Origin of the sequence: Vibrio sp. St2, assembly GCF_947311885.1 — a bacterium.
Classification (GTDB): domain Bacteria; phylum Pseudomonadota; class Gammaproteobacteria; order Enterobacterales; family Vibrionaceae; genus Vibrio; species Vibrio coralliilyticus.
The window spans coordinates 594,177-610,516 of the sequence record NZ_CAMZNA010000002.1 but is presented as its reverse complement, the minus strand read 5'-3'; the positions used below and the strand labels follow the sequence as shown (position 1 = coordinate 610,516).

Sequence of the window (16,340 nt, the reverse complement as noted above, 5' to 3'; positions counted from 1 at the left end):
ACGTAAAGAGAGTAGATAATAAAAACCGAGCAGAGTGCTCGGTTTAGAGAGGAATTTAGAATGGATACCAGAACAACTGGGGCTCTAGCGCTCTTTTGACTATGGCTAGAGTTACAATGACGAAGATACCAGTGATACAGTATCTGTCTGCGCGGGAAAGAGGTTTCTGGCTATACCAATTGCGTCGTTTGTGGCGACCAAATCCGCGCAGTGTCATTGCGTTAGAGATTTCATCTGCTCGCTCCAAGCTAGAAAAGATCAATGGCCCAAGGATGTTGGCGACGTTTTTCATTCGGCTAAATAGCGGCGCAGTTTTGGATATATCCAACCCTCGTGCTTGTTGGGCATGCATAATATTGATGAAATCTTTTTTTACTTCAGGTAGATAGCGTAATGTCAGGCTGACGGCGTATGCAATTTTATAAGGCACGCCAATACGGTTAAGACTCGCTGCAAACTCAGTTGGGTGGGTTGTGAAGACAAACGCCAGCGCAACCGGGAACATGCTAAAGTACTTAAGAGTCACCGTTACCAAATAAAACAGAGTTTCTTGTGTTAATGCATAGTGGCCAGGAAGGTTAAGGATGACGTTTGTACTCCCCAGCAACTCACTACCTTGTTGTGGTGCTAGTAAGAACATAAAGAGTGCATTTAGCATCAGTACTCCACCTGTTCCTAGCAATAAAGGTTTGTAGACTCTAAATGGTACTTTGGTGCTTGCAAGCAACCATAACCCGCCTGCTATCAGGGTTGAGATAAGGCGCAAATCGAAAGTGGTGAGTACCACTGTGATCCAAGCGATAAATAACAGAAATTTTGTGATGCCGTTCAGTTGGTGCAAAGGAGATTGAGTATCCACATAACTGATACCAAACTTCATTTTTGAGGTATTCATGCGACTCGCTGCTCCAGTTTGATGAAATGCTGCATAAACTGGTTTTTGTCTGCAACGTCGAGTCTCTCCGCCATATCGTACAAACTGGTTGTCGTCAGGTTAGCTTGGTTGAGCAAGTCAGGTTGAGAAAATACATGGGTCATTGGAGCATCTGCAATCAAACGGCTATCCGCTATTACAATTGAGCGCTGAGTATGCTCTAAGACTAAATGCATGTCGTGAGAAATTATCACAACGGTGATACCTAGCTCCTTGTTGAGTGTCTGGATAAAGTCGAGCATTGATGTGTAGTTGCGATAATCTTGGCCAGCCGTCGGCTCATCAAGAATGAGCAGCTCCGGTTCAAGAACCAAAATAGAAGCAATAGTAACTCGCTTCTTCTGTCCATAGCTCAGAGCAGAAATCGGCCAATGGCGATATTTGCTTAGCCCGCATAGTTCGAGCACATGAAGTACTTTCTGTTCAATCTCTTTTTCATTCAGACCTTGGTTGAGCAGTCCGAATGCGATTTCATCAAAAATCATATGGTGTGAAATCATGTGATTTGGGTTCTGCATGACCACACCAATTTTCTGGCTTCGTTCAAATATGGACAGTGTTGACAAATCTTGGCCGCGCATTTCTATACTGCCGGCATCAGGATCGATGACACCCATGATTAACTTGGTGATGGTTGACTTACCGGATCCGTTTTTACCAAGAATAGACACAAACTCGCCCTGATGAATATCGAAACTCACACCTTCAAGAGCGTTCTTTTCACCATCATAGGAATAAGTCAAATTATCAATGGAAAGTAAGGATGTGTTTGATTGTGCTGATGCTACTGCCAGGTCGCATTGCCAATGAGAGAATTGCTTGGCATGTTGCTCAAGATTAATTCCACCTAATGTGGACGGTTTGTCCTCATCACTGAGTACAACGTTGGCTGCTTTAAGTGCAGACAAATACAAGGGCTCGCGGATTCCGTGTTTTTCCAGAAGTGATGACGTGAGTAGGGCATCTGGCGTCATATCCGCGACGATTTCCCCTTGTTCCATCAGGATAATTCGGTCCACAGGGCGGTGGAGAACGTCCTCCAGCCTATGTTCGATAATGATGGTGGTTTTGCCGCTCTCTTTATGTAGCTGGTCAATGATTTCAATAGTCTTGCGGCCTGTCTTAGGATCCAACGCTGCAAGAGGCTCATCGAACAGTAGTGTATCGACGTCATCGACGAGAATGCCCGCTAGAGAAACTCGCTGCTTCTGCCCGCCCGATAAATCATGAGGAGAACGGGTAAGCATATCTTCAAGTTCTACCATTTGAGCCGTTGATTTAACGACTGGGTACATGTCGATATTCGACACCAACTGGTTTTCAAGAGCAAAGGCTATGTCCTCACCGACACTAAGACCAACAAACTGGCTATCGGTATCTTGAAGAACAGTGCCTATCTGCTCAGTAAACTGGTGTAGTTCCCATTGTGATGCGTCCTGACCATTCAAGGTCAAAGAGCCGGATATCTCGCCGGAAATGGAATGGGGGATAAGCCCGTTAAGACATTGGCCTAGCGTAGATTTTCCACTACCACTCGGGCCAATGATGACGATTTTCTCTCCTTTCTCTATCCTTAGATTGATATGTTTTAGCGTCGGTCTATCCAGTGACTCATATCTAAAAGAGAAGTCAGAAAATACGATGGTCATTGCCGATTAAGCCTCTGTTAGGTTACGGCTTTGTTTGTTTCGTTTAGCGACAGACCTAAGAATGAAGTAGCCTACCACTGCAATAAGGACAGTGTTACCCGCAGCAATAATCGTCAGCTGGGTAAAGACTTTAGTGAAAGGTTCAGCATAAAGCACTGTATCTAGAAATGCGGAACAACCATAGCCGGCAATGTTTCCGATGAGAGCGAGAATGACGAACAATGAAAAATCTTTATAACTGAATTCGCCCTTTGAGATTCGATTTCCGGTTAGGCGAGGGAAGAAGCCAATCACCATACCGACAATGCCAGAGCCCAATACCCAAGTCAGCCATACACCCCAGCCAGCAAATAGGTCTGTAACCCAATGGCCAATGAATCCAACTAAGAAACCAACCAGAGGCCCGAACAGAACTGAAAACAGTGCCAGAACTGCCATCGCTGGCTTCAGCGTGGTGTTAGCGAATACCGGAACGCCAAACATTGGTAATCCACCGATACCATACAGTGCGGCGCCAATTGCAATTACAACCACAGTTTTAGCTGAAAGATTCATAGATAGCCCTTTTGCTCTAAATCTTTAAAGAACAGTCACAAGTAATCAGGTTGGTTAACTTTTGTTCACTTGTGATTTTAAGGCGCAGATTATACCTGTTGGGAATAAGCTTGGAAAGCTAACTGTCTTGATGGCTAACCGGTATGTTCAAGAAACCACCTCTAAGGTTTCGATAGGTTAGAAAATAAAAATCCGATGCTTTATGCATCGGATTTATTATCTTTTACTGGCTTACTTGAGCTTGTTTGATGAATCAGAAACCCTTGATGTTTTCTGCTTCAAGCTCTGTGAAGTATTTCACTGTCTTCACCTTCAATTCCTGTGTCGAAGGCTCATCACACACAATGACAGATTTAGGGTGTAGCTGAAGCGCGGAGACTGTCCATAGGTGATTGACGCTGCCTTCTACGGCGGCTTCTAATGCCAGTGCTTTATTATGGCCAGTAACCAAAATCATAATTTCTTCTGCGTCCAACAGAGTGCCCACGCCAATAGTCAGAGCGTATTTAGGGACCTGGTTGATATCACCATCGAAGAAGCGGGAGTTTGCAATACGGGTGTCTTCTGTCAGTGTCTTAATGCGGGTGCGAGAAGATAGTGAAGACGCAGGTTCGTTGAAGGCAATATGACCATCATTACCGACGCCACCCATAAACAGATTGATGCGACCGTAAGACTTGATTTTGTCTTCATAGCGTTGACATTCGGCTTCGTGATTGGCCGCATTACCGTCTAGCAGGTTAATGTTCTCTTCCTGAATATCAATATGATTGAAGAAGTTACTGTACATGAAAGAGCGATACGACTCAGGGTGATCAGCTGGAATGCCAATGTACTCATCCATGTTAAACGTTACAACGTGTTTAAAGCTTACTTCACCAGCTTGGTACAGTTCGATAAGCGCTTTATACGTAGCAAGCGGTGTACCGCCGGTTGGTAAACCTAGTACAAACGGACGATCAGCACTTGGCTCAAAGTTGTTAATGCGTTTAGCAATGTGCGCCGCAGCCCATTTACCGACCTGTGCAGCTTTATTTAACGGGATTAGTCTCATTGGTTGCCCCTAGTATTGGAATTATGATGCTCTGAAACATTAATTTGCATTATAAAATAAGTTTATTGAGACGGCTATTGTTTTTGGTCAACTTTTCACGTTTCTTTTCATTTAGGGGAGTTTTTAGCTGTCTTTTCCCAAAAGGAGCCTGTCACTAACAATATAAATTTATTTCGAAAATTAAGCGTGTAAATGTTTGCTCCTGTGACATGTTTTGTATTTTATTCATCAACCAATCATTGGAGTGAGGTACAATTAGAGAAAGATGGTATAAATCCTCAACTTTTGTTGTGGCTGGCCGACAAGAATTTCATACGACAAAAACGCCAGTCGAAGGTGAAGAAAAGATATAGATGAATGTTATAGGGATCGCCATCGGGGCGACCGGTTTGTTACTGCTTTGCATGTTCATGTGGATGCTTGCACTTCAGCTGCGTAAAAAACGACTGGAGCAAGAGCGTAAAGAGCGTGAAATCGCTTACCGGAAAGCAATGGAAAAAAACCGTAAGCAAGAACATGAAGATCGGATTCATAAGGCCGAGAGTGGCCATATTCCGACCATCCTGTTTTTGGCGAAGGAAGCTGAACGTTCAAGACTGAAAGAAGCACTGTACTGGTACAACAAAGCAGCGCGGCTGGACAACGTCACAGGCATGTACGGTGTTGTTCGCATCAGTAATAAGATGAATCAGGACTTAGTGCTGAGAGAAGAAGCTAAATTCTGGCAAACATGTATTCCTGCGATGGAAGGTAGCATTCCCCATAAATTTGAAATGGCGACAGCTTTATTCCATGGTCGAGGAACGGATCAGAACATTGGTAAAGCGATTCAAATATTGAAGCAGGCAGCGGAGCAGAATTATGTCGACGCCCTGATATTTCTAGGTGACTGGTATGCGTCACCGCATAACCCTGAACCTAAACCAAGCCTATCCACAGAGTATTATCAGAAAGCCGCTGCGTTGCGAAACAATGAAGGGCGTATGAAACTTGGGTTGAACTACATTCACGGTATTGGCGTGGCGTCTAATCATGCCAGAGGGTGTTACTGGCTCGAACGCGCGGCCGAAAAAGGTTACACCGACGCTATGTATAATGCTGGTGAAGCTTGGATGAATCATCGTCCAAATGGCAATGCGATTGCTTATATTTGGTTGTTCTTGGCTGGGCAGTTAGGTCATGAGCCTGCAAGAGTATTGCGTGACCAAGTAGCATTAAACCTTGGTGTGGATACGGTTGTGGGTTTGCAATCTTTATCTAAGCCTATCCTAAAGAAAATTAAAGATAAGAAAGTCAGCAAGCACGCTGTGATTAAAGCGCTCAACAAGTTATATAAGCGCAATATTCCCCTTGAAGAGAAAGAGGTACTTGGTAGCCAGGCTACTGAGGAGCTCGAATTGGATCTTTCTCAAGAGCCTCTGGTTTCTCCAGATGATGGCAGTGACCCTCAACCAGAGAATGACGCTCAACCTGCAATTAAAGAGAAGCTCGATTTTTCTCAATCTAATATCGACAAAGCATGATATGCGGCCCCTTACTTGTTAAGGGGCTTTGTTTTTATACAGACTCTCCAGTTGCATCTTCTCGTCGCACGGACATGTAGTGGGCATCGGTATTCGCGTTGCGATTTTGAACGAGATGAATCTATTTAACTTACCCAAACCGACCTAAAAAATAGTCTTTAAATTCATTGTGATACTCTCGAAGAAAGCGTATGAAATGCGTTAACTGAGAATATGGCCATTTTCGGAAATGTAATGCAATTTATGATTGATTCTGCTTAACAATTGATTCACATTAGGCGCAAACAATAAGAGGGATAAATCATGTCTACCGCTAGTTTCCTGCGCCTAATCTGTCTCGCTGCAATTTGGGGTGGCTCTTTTCTGTTTATGAAGATTGCCGCCAATACGTTTGGTCCAGCCTATTTGATTGAGTTCAGAGTGGGTTTTGCTGCGATCAGTTTGTTTCTAGTCTCTCTTTATCTACGCAAGAAATTAGCTTTCAGAAATCACTTTAAACACTTCATGATCATCGGCTTGTTTAATACGGCGTTACCTTTTTTATTGTTCGCTTACGCCGCTCAAACACTCAATGCATCGACTTTGTCCGTTCTGAACTCAACGGCGGCGATTTGGGGAGCACTGATTGGCGTGTTTTGGCATAAATCCATTCTGACCGGTAAAGCGATATTTGGCATGTTGCTTGGTGTGAGTGGCGTTGTTGTGCTAGTTGGCTGGGATGCGGTGAACATTGGTATTAGCGCAGCACTACCCATTGCCGCAGGTGTCATGGCAGCTTGCTGTTATGGAATTGCGACCAACTATACCAAAACAGCTCCTAAAGTAGCTGCATTTGAAAATGCGCACGGAAACATGTGGGCGGCCGTTCTGTGGATATTACCTTTGCTTCCATTTGTCCCGATGCAAGGTGAGCCAAGCACCCACGAAATGCTCTCTGTGGTTGCGCTGGGTGTGGTCTGCACAGGTGTGGCTTATCTACTCTATTTCCGATTAGTGGCTGATGAAGGGGCGGCATCTGCACTGTCGGTAACATTTTTGATCCCGGTGTTTGGCATCATGTGGGGAGCGTTGATCCTTGACGAGCCGATAGGCCTCAATACCTTTGCCGGAACCGTGCTTGTGTTGTCTGGTACTATGCTTGTAACGGGGTTCTCTCCTGCCCAGCTGTTGAAGAAATCACGTGTCGCTGAGCAGGTCTCGGGTTAATGCTCGTTTAGATCGAGAGTCATAAAGTTACTATTTGGGTCAGGTTGGTAGTCAGCGAAAGGAGAGCAGTATTCAAAGCCAAACTTTTGATACAGTTCTCTGGCAGGCTTAAAGAAGGACATCGAGCCTGTCTCTAGACTAATCCGCTGATAGCCTCTCAGTTTTGCCTGTTCAATCGCATACTGAAGAAGAGCTGAGGCGACGCCTTTATTTCGCGCGCTAGGTGTTGTCCTCATTGATTTCAACTCAGCATGTGACTCAGACAGCTCTTTAATGGCGGCACAACCTAAGAGTTGCTCTTCTTTCCAGCCTGTCCAAAAAGTGACTTCAGGGGCTTTTAAGGCAGATGTATCCAGAGCGTGAACACTCTCAGGTGGCGATGTCGCATTCATATCCGCCAAGTGTTCTTGGAGCAAATGGATGACATCAGGGTGGTCTAATTCGTCTACTATTATCTTCATCACTTCTCCTTGTTGATGGTGTACAAATAATCTAAATCTTCCGTAGAAATTTCTCAATCACCACTAATCAATCAGTTGCTTAAATGTTGCGAATGTAATGAGTTATTGCAGTACGATAGGTCGTATAAGTAAGGGTTAGATCTCATAAATGACATTTCAATAGTATTACATTTCATTGTTACTTGATTCATGTCTCATAAATTACTCTTATAGGCCGATAGTTTTATATAACCAACATTCCGTATAGGGAGTTCTTGGTTAGAAGAGGCAGGATTAACATGAAAGAAGTAGATTTCAGAACGATAGATAAGCTTTTTATTAAAATGTCTATCAATGACAAAATGTGGGTGATTTTTGCCATTTTTCTTGTTGCTATTGGCAGCATCGCTGGTGGAAATTATTACTCTAAAATTGAACAAATTGAGAAAACGGCGATTTTAGCCGCGAGTCATCAACTCGATGGAATGTTGAGTACGGGTTCTGAAGCGTCGATAGCTGGCCAAGCCAATATTGGCAAGGTCTCAAGCGTGAGTAAGCCTGCTTACAACAACGGCATTGTGACCGTGTCTCAAACCGGTAAGGATGGCAATGTCTACCAACTGACTTTAAACAATCAGGTACAAGATCAGCAAGCTCGCTCCCAAGCCCTATCCAGTTTCTTCTTTAGCTTTGTTTGGGTGATTCCTTTTGCGGTATTTTGTTACTGGGTTGCGACGTTTATTGGTGGAGCGTTATGGGTGCTTTACACCACAACTCAAAAAATTGGCGAAGGCGATCTGACTTCGCGTTTGGGCTTCCACCCAGGGCGAGACGAGTTCGGTACTATCGGTTGCGCTCTTGATAAAGCAATGGATACGCTAACGGACTTAGTGAACAATGTTAAAGAGAACGCCAATACACTAAGTGGAACCTCTGCTTCGTTTGAAGAAGAGATGAAGTTGAGTGAGTCTCAGATCAGCAACCAGTACGCATCTTTAGATTCTGTTGCGACAGCGATGGAAGAGATGACTGCTTCTGCGAAAGAAGTGTCCAACATTTCACAGCAAGCCATGGGGCAAACGGAGCAAGATTCGCAACACATTGATGGTAGCTACAAGCGTGTCCAGTCTGCGATCAACGAGATTGATAAACTGTCGAGCTATATCGAGCAAGCTTCCAGCTCTGTTGCAACGCTGAATGACAACACGACTCAAATTAATGAGGTGATCACGACGATCAATGCGATTTCAGAGCAAACGAATCTGCTGGCACTCAATGCAGCGATTGAAGCGGCGCGCGCAGGTGAGCAAGGCCGAGGGTTTGCAGTGGTAGCGGATGAGGTTCGTACTCTAGCTAGCCGTACTCAGGCAGCAACCGTTGAGATTCAGTCAATGATTGAAAAATTGCAGGCAGAAAGCCAAAACATTGCTTCGATTACTGAACAGACTGTAGAGCAAGCTCGCACCAGTAGCGATTTAATTGAAGACATTGGTAGTGATGTGCAATCTATTTCAGAATCGGCGCGCGGTATCATGGATATGAGTATTCAGATTTCTACCTCCGCGGAAGAGCAGAGTGCGGTGGCAAATGACATTGCTTCTGAGCTGAGTGATATCCGTACTCAGTCTAATACTATCCGCAGTGTGGCTGAGCAGTCTTCAAAAGGTGTCGCCAACCTGACTCAGGCGTCCATTTCACTGGCTGATATCCTTAAGCAATATCGCACTTAACGTTTATCAGACGTTAAAAAGGCTTGGTTAATCACCAAGCCTTTTTTATTGCCGTGTTTTTAGAAAAATCTAACGCAGTGTCAGTTTAGAACCATCAAATTTCAGGTTCGCCAGCAAGTGCTTAGCATTGGTGGTTCCGTTTTCATCGAATTGGACACCGTAACGCGCGTAATGCAGCGAGCTTTGCAGATTACATATCTTGCCATATAAAGGCTCAAACTTACTTGATTTTCCCATGCTAGAGTGCACTTCCAAAGCAATCTCATCGCCAATTTGAAACGCGCGACTTAATGGTGCAGTGACAAAACGGCAACCACTTTTTGAAAGATCGCGAATCTGACAATCGAGTCTATGAGTCGATGCATTAACACGAGCGGCAAGATTCACATCATACCTAGGCTCTTTACGTAATTGGGTGACCTGCATGGCATTGGGAACCGTCAATGCAACGATTGGTACAGGCTCAGTCATTACATGTTCAAGTTGGCTCCGAAAGTGGATAATAGCGCCTTCACCACGATGAGAAATAGCTCTTATCGCAGCCCAAAAGCCTGGTTGGAAGAAAAAGTCGAGATCATCATCTGAGATTTTAGGTAACTCAGCGAGAACCAAGTTTTGAGAATGGGAGCCGATGAATGTTGTTTTGCACCTAAAAGTGGTACCAACGGGTGTTGTGATACCAATAGTGAGTTCTCCTCCGTGTTCCAACATTGCCAGTGCATCAGTACTATTCAACGTGGAAACACTCTTCTCTCTTGAAGGTGATCGTGAAGGTTGATCTTTATTAGCAATCGCCTGAGTATTCATCTAGCCTCCGTTAGAGTCGCCATGTTATCGTTTTAGGAATAGGCAAAGTTATCCTTAGTTAAAGAATTATTACTTTCTTGGATGCATTCGATTCTATGTGTGCTTTACCGTTTGTTCAAATAGCAAAATACTCAATAAGTTTGAGCTAGATATCATTTTTGGGAGTCTGCATGTTACATAAGGTAGTTTTTGATGAACCAAACTCACTTTTTCGTGTTTCTCTAGAAGCAGAACATGAAGCTATTATGAAGTTCGAAGTACATGATGATGTCTACGTCATCACGTCGACCAAAGTGCCGGAGGCTTTGCAAGGAAAAGGGTATGGGAAAGTGATGATGGAAACGATCTTGCCAGAGCTTGAGCGTCTTGGAGTCACAATCAAACCTGTCTGTAGCTATGTCGTGCATTATATGTCACGTCATCCAGAATGGTCCCACTTGCTTGCGGAACAGCCATGAGCACCTCCTATGACTACCAAGCTTTGAGTCAACGTTTAGGTTATAAAGAACTTAAAGGCACTGAAGTTTTGCAATCGTTGTGGAGTGGCTATGGCGAATTGGTCAGGCTCCATGTAGATGAAACCAGTATTGTTATCAAGCATGTGCAATTGCCTAAACCTTCCCATCATCCGAGAGGTTGGAATAGCGATCTCTCCCACCAACGTAAACTGAAATCCTATCGGGTTGAGCTGCATTGGTATCAGCGCTTTGCTCAGGCGACCGATAGTCATTGTCCGCAACCTAAGCCTTTAGTCGTTGAACAGCAAGGAACGGAACTCCTTCTGGTGATGGAAGACTTACATCAATTGGGTTACACCGAAACGCATCAACACGCGGGTCCTGTGCAAATGGAAGCTTCGCTAAAGTGGCTTGCTTGGTTTCATGCTTCGCATATTGGAGAGCGAGGAGAAGGCTTGTGGGACGTCGGTACTTATTGGCACCTAGATACAAGACCTGATGAATTGGAAGCGCTAGATGATCTCCCCTTGAAACAAGCTGCGGCTCAAATTGACCAAGTGCTTCGTCAAGCACCATATCAGACACTGGTCCATGGTGACGCCAAACTGGCTAATTTCTGTTTTACTTCTGACTGCAGTAAAGCCGCAGCGGTCGATTTTCAGTATGTTGGGCGGGGATGTGCGATGAAAGATGTCGCTCTGTTCATGAGCAGTGCGGTTGACCCGGAACAGTGTGATGAAATGGAAAACTGGATTCTGGATACCTATTTTTCCCACCTTAAACGGGCACTCAACAAATTAGAGCCTGACATTGATGCCAACGATGTCGAGCAAAGCTGGCGGCCGTTATTTGCGATTGCATGGGCGGATTTTCATCGATTTGTCAAAGGTTGGAGTCCCGGCCATTGGAAAATCAATGATTACACAGAAGCGTTGGCTTACAAGGCGCTTGAGTTGTTAAAGGCTTACCCATGAGGTAAGCCTTTTCAATAGCTCGCTATTACCCTTATGATTCTGGCTTCATCCTGGCCATATAATAAGTGCTTTGGTATTCGCCCTCTCTGAATACCGCATTCTTCGCTTCACCTTCTATTTCAAAGCCAAATTTCTTATAGCACGCGATGGCCGCGCCATTATCGGTATTAACCTCGAGATGAACGCGCTTTATTTGCAGCCAGTTATCCGCTAAATCAAGGACGGTTTCGATCAGCTTACTGGCGATGCCCATTCCATGATAATCATCATGAACTGCTAACCCAAAAGTGCCGCGGTGAGCGGTACGCGGTCGCTGAGAGTGCTCAAAACCGATGTTCCCTACTACTTTTCCATCTAGTTCCGCGACAAAGCTATAGACCCCAGTAGGCATGTTTTCCAGTCGTTGTGTCCACATTGCCACAGATGGCTTAGGGAGTTGGAGGGTTTCACGCTGCGCCTTAGGTTGTGAAAAAATTTCACACATTGCGGCTGCATCGCTCACTAGAGTAGGGCGAATTATTATTTCCATATTATTACCTTCTCGACTGGTTAAACATCACTCAACCATAACGAGCAAGTAACCAAAGATAAAGCATTGTTTTCACTTATTTTAATAGGTATAAATTTAACTCTGACATGTTTGAAGCTTGAGCGGTGGCTAAGACGTATAAATTGTAAATAAGTTTGTTTATTTGTTGGCGAAGACTTAAGGTGTTTGAGAGCTCATAAAAGGAATGAAAAATGAACACGTCGGCTGGCTGGAAAACTCCTCAGAATTTTTTGATCATCATTTCTATCGTGGTGCCCATCGCTTTCTCTAGTTGGATGGCGCTGCTCAACAACTTCGTGATTGAAAAAGCGAATTTTGATGGTGCTGATATTGGCCTTCTTCAAAGTGTCCGCGAGATCCCGGGTTTCTTGGCCTTCACCGCTGTGTTTGTTTTGATGTTCATTCGCGAACAGAAGTTCATGCTACTTGCGCTTGGGGCGCTCACTTTGGGTACCGCTATTACTGGCTTTTTCCCTTCACTGTTTGGATTGCTATTAACGACTTTGTTGATGTCTACTGGTTTTCACTATTTTGAAACCCTAAAGCAGTCTCTCTCTTTGCAATGGCTTTCAAAAGACGAAGCACCAGAGATGTTAGGTAAGTTTATTTCTGTGGGCGCTTTGGCATCACTAATCACTTATGGTGCGCTTTGGGTCTGTCTGGAAGTGTTTCAAATGGACTTCAAGTGGGTCTATCTGACTTTTGGTGGCATTGGTTTTCTGTTGGTGGTTTGGATGGCGTTTGCATTTCCGCAGTTCCAAACCCAAGTCCAGCAGAATAAGAAACTGGTGTTGCGCAAGCGTTATTGGTTGTACTACGCGCTGACGTTTATGAGTGGTGCACGCCGACAAATCTTTACTGTTTTCGCAGGCTTCCTGATGGTGGAGAAGTTTGGTTACTCGGCGGCAGATATCACCATGCTATTTCTGATCAACTACCTGTTTAACTTCCTGTTCGCGAAAAGAATTGGCAAGTTCATCGGTAAAGTGGGTGAACGTAAAGCTTTGTTGTTTGAATACACAGGTTTGATATTTGTCTTTATCGGTTACGGCTTGGTGCAAAGTGCGGAATGGGCGGCAGCCTTGTACGTTATTGATCATCTATTCTTCGCTTTAGCGTTAGCGATCAAAACCTATCTACAAAAAATTGCCGATCCTGCAGACATGGCTTCGACAGCGGGTGTGTCATTCACCATCAATCATATTGCAGCGGTATTTATCCCGGTATCCTTTGGCCTTATCTGGTTAGTGTCCCCGTCAGCCGTATTCTACATTGGCGCGGCAATGGCGGTCGTTTCGTTCATTTTGTCGCTTAATATTCCCGCCAAGCCTGAAGAAGGTAATGAAGTGCGAGTTCTCCGCTGGAGTTAGAGATAAAGCGAAGGTTTAGCCTTCGCTTTTTTATGATTGTGGATTAGGGGATGAGACTCTTTAGGTCTGGGGTGCTTTACTCTATAATTGCCGCGCTTTTATCTGGGACATCCCGTTTTCACCTTGGATACATTATGATTTCGAAAAACCAACTCAAATTACTACGTGCTTTAGGCCAAAAGAAACAGCGCAAAGCGCACGGTCTGTTTTTGGTCCAAGGTGAGAAGAACGTACTTGAATTGGTGAACAGTGAGCTTCAAGTTAAACAGATTTTTGCTACCGGCGATTTTTTGGCCGCGAATCGAGATCAATTAGCTGATTTCGAGTGTATCGAAGCGTCGTTAGATGATCTGACTAAAGCAAGTACGCTGGTCAGTAATAACGCGGCAATTGCGGTGGTAGAAATTCCTTCGGTTACGGTACCTCAAGCTCAGGGGTTGATGATTGCTTTAGATGGCGTGTCAGACCCCGGTAATCTCGGCACCATCATTCGTGTTGCTGACTGGTATGGCATCAAGCATATTGTTGCGAGTAAAGATTGCGCGGACCCGTACAACCCGAAAACCATCAGTGCCACTATGGGCAGTTTTGGCCGTGTCACAGTCAGTCAACTGGATCTGCCAAGTTACTTAGAGCAGGCAAGCATTCCTGTTTATGGCGCGTTCTTGGAAGGCGAAAGTATCCACAAAACCGAATTTAACGCTGAGGGTATTCTTCTGATGGGCAGTGAATCTCATGGTATCCGTGAGCAAGCCGCTCAGTTTGTCACCGACAAGATAACCATTCCCGCTTTTGGTGGTGCAGAGTCACTCAACGTGGCTATGGCGACGGGAATTATTTTAGATAACTTGCGTCGTCAGCATGGTGAATAAAAAGTCCTGAATGCAAAAAAGCGCAGTGATTTACTGCGCTTTTTTGTATCTGAAGTTAGAGTGCTTTATTTCTCTAGCATACCCAGTTTATCAGGCACACCATTCCACTTCTCGGCATCATCCATTGCTGGCTTCACTTCGGTTTGTACAGGCCATAGTTCGGCAAGTTCGGCATTTAACTCAACGTAAAGCGTTTGGTCCTCAGGCACTTCGTCTTCCTGAAAAATTGCATTCGCGTCACACTCATCGACACATAAGCCGCAGTCAATGCATTCAATCGGATTGATCACCATGAAGTTTGGCCCTTCGTGGAAGGCATCTGCAGGGCATACTGCGACACAGTCAGTATATTTACATTGAATGCAGTTATCGGTTACGACGAACGCCATGATGATCCGCTCTTAAGTTAGTCAAAAATTGAGGAATGGGGATAATACTCATCCCAAGGCAAAATTCAACATCCTCTACTGTGAATGTTTTGTTCTCGCTTGATTTAGTATGACAGACAATTCAAATTCTCGTAAAATGCGCGCCATTGTGAGCTGGTCGCTGAGCGACTCTGGCTAAGACACCTGATATTACGAGACATCAACATGATACGTTTAACTGAAATTAAACTCCCTCTCGACCACGAGGAAGAGGCACTGATTGCCGCCATCACCAAAAAACTCGGTATTTCTGAAGACCAAGTGATCTCTTTCAATGTATTCCGACGTGGTTATGATGCTCGTAAAAAGACAAATATTCTGTTGATTTACACACTTGATGTTGTCGTTGAAAACGATGAGCCATTGTTGGTGAAATTTGCGGATGACCCGCATGTTAAGCAGACTCCAGATATGGAGTACAAGTTTGTAGCTAAGGCTCCAGAGAACATTACTGAACGTCCGGTGGTTATTGGCTTCGGCCCTTGTGGCTTGTTTGCTGCATTGATTCTCGCGCAAAGTGGCTTTAAGCCGATTGTGGTTGAGCGAGGTAAAGAAGTTCGTGAACGTACCAAAGATACCTTTGGCTTTTGGCGTAAACGTACTCTGAACACAGAATCCAATGTACAGTTCGGTGAAGGCGGGGCAGGTACGTTCTCCGACGGCAAACTCTACAGTCAGGTTAAAGATCCAAATTTCTACGGAAGAAAGGTGATCACTGAGTTCGTGGAAGCGGGCGCTCCAGAAGAAATTCTATACGTCAGTAAGCCGCATATTGGTACCTTTAAACTGGTGACCATGATTGAGAAAATGCGCGCGAAAATCATCGAGCTGGGTGGTGAGATCCGCTTTAGCACTCGCGTCGATGATATCCACATGGACGGAGAGCAAATTACAGGTCTAACACTATCAAGCGGTAAAGAGATTCAATCTCGTTATGTTGTGTTAGCGGTTGGACACAGTGCACGTGACACCTTTGAAATGCTGCATGAGCGTGGTGTTTATATGGAAGCTAAGCCGTTTTCTGTCGGCTTCCGTGTTGAGCACAAGCAATCGATGATTGATGAAGCACGTTTTGGTCCTAATGCAGGTAACCCTATTTTGGGTGCTGCGGACTATAAGCTGGTTCACCATTGTAAGAATGGCCGCACCGTTTACAGCTTTTGTATGTGTCCGGGTGGCACAGTGGTTGCGGCAACTTCAGAAGAAGGTCGCGTTGTGACTAATGGTATGAGCCAGTATTCGCGCTCAGAACGTAACGCAAACAGTGCAATTGTTGTAGGTATTGATCCTGAGCGAGATTACCCTGGTGATCCTCTGGCTGGTATCCGTTTCCAGCGTGAGCTTGAGTCAGGTGCTTATGTGCTAGGTGGTGAGAACTATGATGCACCAGCACAGAAGATTGGTGACTTCCTGAAAGGTCGCGATCCAAGTGAGATCGGTGACGTTCAACCATCTTTTACGCCAGGTATCCATCTGACAGATATTTCTAAAGCGCTACCGGATTTTGCAATCGAAGCGATTCGTGAAGCTATTCCTGCTTTTGATAAGAAGATCAAAGGATTTGCTTCAGAAGACGGTTTGCTAACAGGTGTTGAGACCCGAACCTCTTCGCCAGTATGCATTAAGCGTGGCAAAGACTTCCAGAGCATCAATTTGAAAGGCTTCTTCCCTGCTGGTGAAGGTGCGGGTTACGCAGGTGGTATCCTATCTGCGGGCATTGATGGTATTAAAGTAGCAGAGGCGCTGGCCAAAGCCATGGTGGCAGATATCGACAACGCATAGTGCTTTTG

General features: G+C 44.8%; 16 protein-coding genes. 8 read left to right on the top strand and 8 right to left on the bottom strand.

Features of this window, described 5'->3' with window-relative positions; translation table 11 throughout:
• Positions 1-55 precede the first annotated feature (55 nt).
• The 4 genes from QMA41_RS09220 to nagB all read right to left on the bottom strand — a co-directional run bounded on the left by QMA41_RS09220 (position 56) and on the right by nagB (position 4,192).
• Positions 56-895, bottom strand: a complete 840-nt coding sequence (locus tag QMA41_RS09220) for an energy-coupling factor transporter transmembrane component T (RefSeq protein ID WP_281629455.1) — start codon at positions 893-895, stop codon at positions 56-58.
• Positions 892-2,583: an ABC transporter ATP-binding protein gene (locus tag QMA41_RS09215; protein WP_281629454.1), complete on the bottom strand. Its 1,692-nt coding sequence runs from the start codon at positions 2,581-2,583 to the stop codon at positions 892-894. Before QMA41_RS09215 ends, QMA41_RS09220 begins: the two co-directional genes overlap by 4 nt.
• Before the next feature lie 6 nt (positions 2,584-2,589).
• Complete coding sequence (locus QMA41_RS09210; protein WP_281629453.1) at positions 2,590-3,138, bottom strand: ECF-type riboflavin transporter substrate-binding protein; 549 nt, start codon at positions 3,136-3,138, stop codon at positions 2,590-2,592.
• Positions 3,139-3,391: 253 nt separating this feature from the next.
• Positions 3,392-4,192 (bottom strand): glucosamine-6-phosphate deaminase, encoded by an 801-nt coding sequence (gene nagB / locus QMA41_RS09205; RefSeq protein ID WP_006961575.1) that lies wholly within the window; start codon positions 4,190-4,192, stop codon positions 3,392-3,394.
• Between the two features lie 353 nt (positions 4,193-4,545).
• Between nagB and QMA41_RS09200 the strand changes: the two genes are divergently transcribed.
• Both QMA41_RS09200 and QMA41_RS09195 read left to right on the top strand, forming a co-directional pair.
• Positions 4,546-5,715, top strand: coding sequence for a tetratricopeptide repeat protein (locus tag QMA41_RS09200; protein ID WP_006961574.1), 1,170 nt, complete (start codon positions 4,546-4,548; stop codon positions 5,713-5,715).
• 303 nt (positions 5,716-6,018) lie between these two features.
• Complete coding sequence (locus tag QMA41_RS09195; protein ID WP_172853422.1) at positions 6,019-6,921, top strand: DMT family transporter; 903 nt, start codon at positions 6,019-6,021, stop codon at positions 6,919-6,921.
• Here the strand turns inward: QMA41_RS09195 and QMA41_RS09190 are convergent.
• Positions 6,918-7,382 (bottom strand): GNAT family N-acetyltransferase, encoded by a 465-nt coding sequence (locus tag QMA41_RS09190; protein ID WP_021457760.1) that lies wholly within the window; start codon positions 7,380-7,382, stop codon positions 6,918-6,920. The genes QMA41_RS09195 and QMA41_RS09190 overlap by 4 nt on opposite strands.
• Positions 7,383-7,660: 278 nt before the next feature.
• Here QMA41_RS09190 and QMA41_RS09185 point away from each other — a divergent pair, with 278 nt between their 5' ends.
• Positions 7,661-9,091: a methyl-accepting chemotaxis protein gene (locus QMA41_RS09185; protein WP_281629452.1), complete on the top strand. Its 1,431-nt coding sequence runs from the start codon at positions 7,661-7,663 to the stop codon at positions 9,089-9,091.
• A gap of 69 nt (positions 9,092-9,160) precedes the next feature.
• Here the strand turns inward: QMA41_RS09185 and QMA41_RS09180 are convergent, their stop codons facing one another.
• Positions 9,161-9,898: a PilZ domain-containing protein gene (locus QMA41_RS09180; protein ID WP_019274283.1), complete on the bottom strand. Its 738-nt coding sequence runs from the start codon at positions 9,896-9,898 to the stop codon at positions 9,161-9,163.
• Between the two features lie 170 nt (positions 9,899-10,068).
• Here QMA41_RS09180 and QMA41_RS09175 point away from each other — a divergent pair, with 170 nt between their 5' ends.
• Positions 10,069-10,356, top strand: a complete 288-nt coding sequence (locus QMA41_RS09175) for a GNAT family N-acetyltransferase (RefSeq protein ID WP_038160144.1) — start codon at positions 10,069-10,071, stop codon at positions 10,354-10,356.
• Positions 10,353-11,330, top strand: a complete 978-nt coding sequence (locus QMA41_RS09170) for a phosphotransferase (protein ID WP_281629451.1) — start codon at positions 10,353-10,355, stop codon at positions 11,328-11,330. The genes QMA41_RS09175 and QMA41_RS09170 overlap by 4 nt, the downstream gene beginning before the upstream one ends.
• A gap of 31 nt (positions 11,331-11,361) precedes the next feature.
• Here the strand turns inward: QMA41_RS09170 and QMA41_RS09165 are convergent, their stop codons facing one another.
• A complete protein-coding gene (locus QMA41_RS09165; protein WP_021457765.1) occupies positions 11,362-11,859 on the bottom strand; it encodes a GNAT family N-acetyltransferase in 498 nt (165 codons plus the stop codon).
• A 212-nt stretch (positions 11,860-12,071) separates the two neighbouring features.
• On the opposite strand from QMA41_RS09165, the gene QMA41_RS09160 reads away from it, so the two are divergent.
• Together QMA41_RS09160 and QMA41_RS09155 are read left to right on the top strand one after the other, a co-directional pair.
• Positions 12,072-13,250, top strand: a complete 1,179-nt coding sequence (locus QMA41_RS09160) for an MFS transporter (RefSeq protein WP_006961566.1) — start codon at positions 12,072-12,074, stop codon at positions 13,248-13,250.
• A gap of 134 nt (positions 13,251-13,384) precedes the next feature.
• A complete protein-coding gene (locus QMA41_RS09155; protein ID WP_281629450.1) occupies positions 13,385-14,122 on the top strand; it encodes an RNA methyltransferase in 738 nt (245 codons plus the stop codon).
• 65 nt (positions 14,123-14,187) lie between these two features.
• Here the strand turns inward: QMA41_RS09155 and fdxA are convergent, their stop codons facing one another.
• On the bottom strand, positions 14,188-14,511 hold the full coding sequence (gene fdxA / locus QMA41_RS09150; protein WP_021457767.1) for a ferredoxin FdxA: 324 nt from the start codon (positions 14,509-14,511) through the stop codon (positions 14,188-14,190).
• A gap of 204 nt (positions 14,512-14,715) precedes the next feature.
• On the opposite strand from fdxA, the gene QMA41_RS09145 reads away from it, so the two are divergent.
• Positions 14,716-16,332, top strand: a complete 1,617-nt coding sequence (locus QMA41_RS09145) for an NAD(P)/FAD-dependent oxidoreductase (protein ID WP_281629449.1) — start codon at positions 14,716-14,718, stop codon at positions 16,330-16,332.
• The last annotated feature ends 8 nt before the right edge of the window (positions 16,333-16,340 follow it).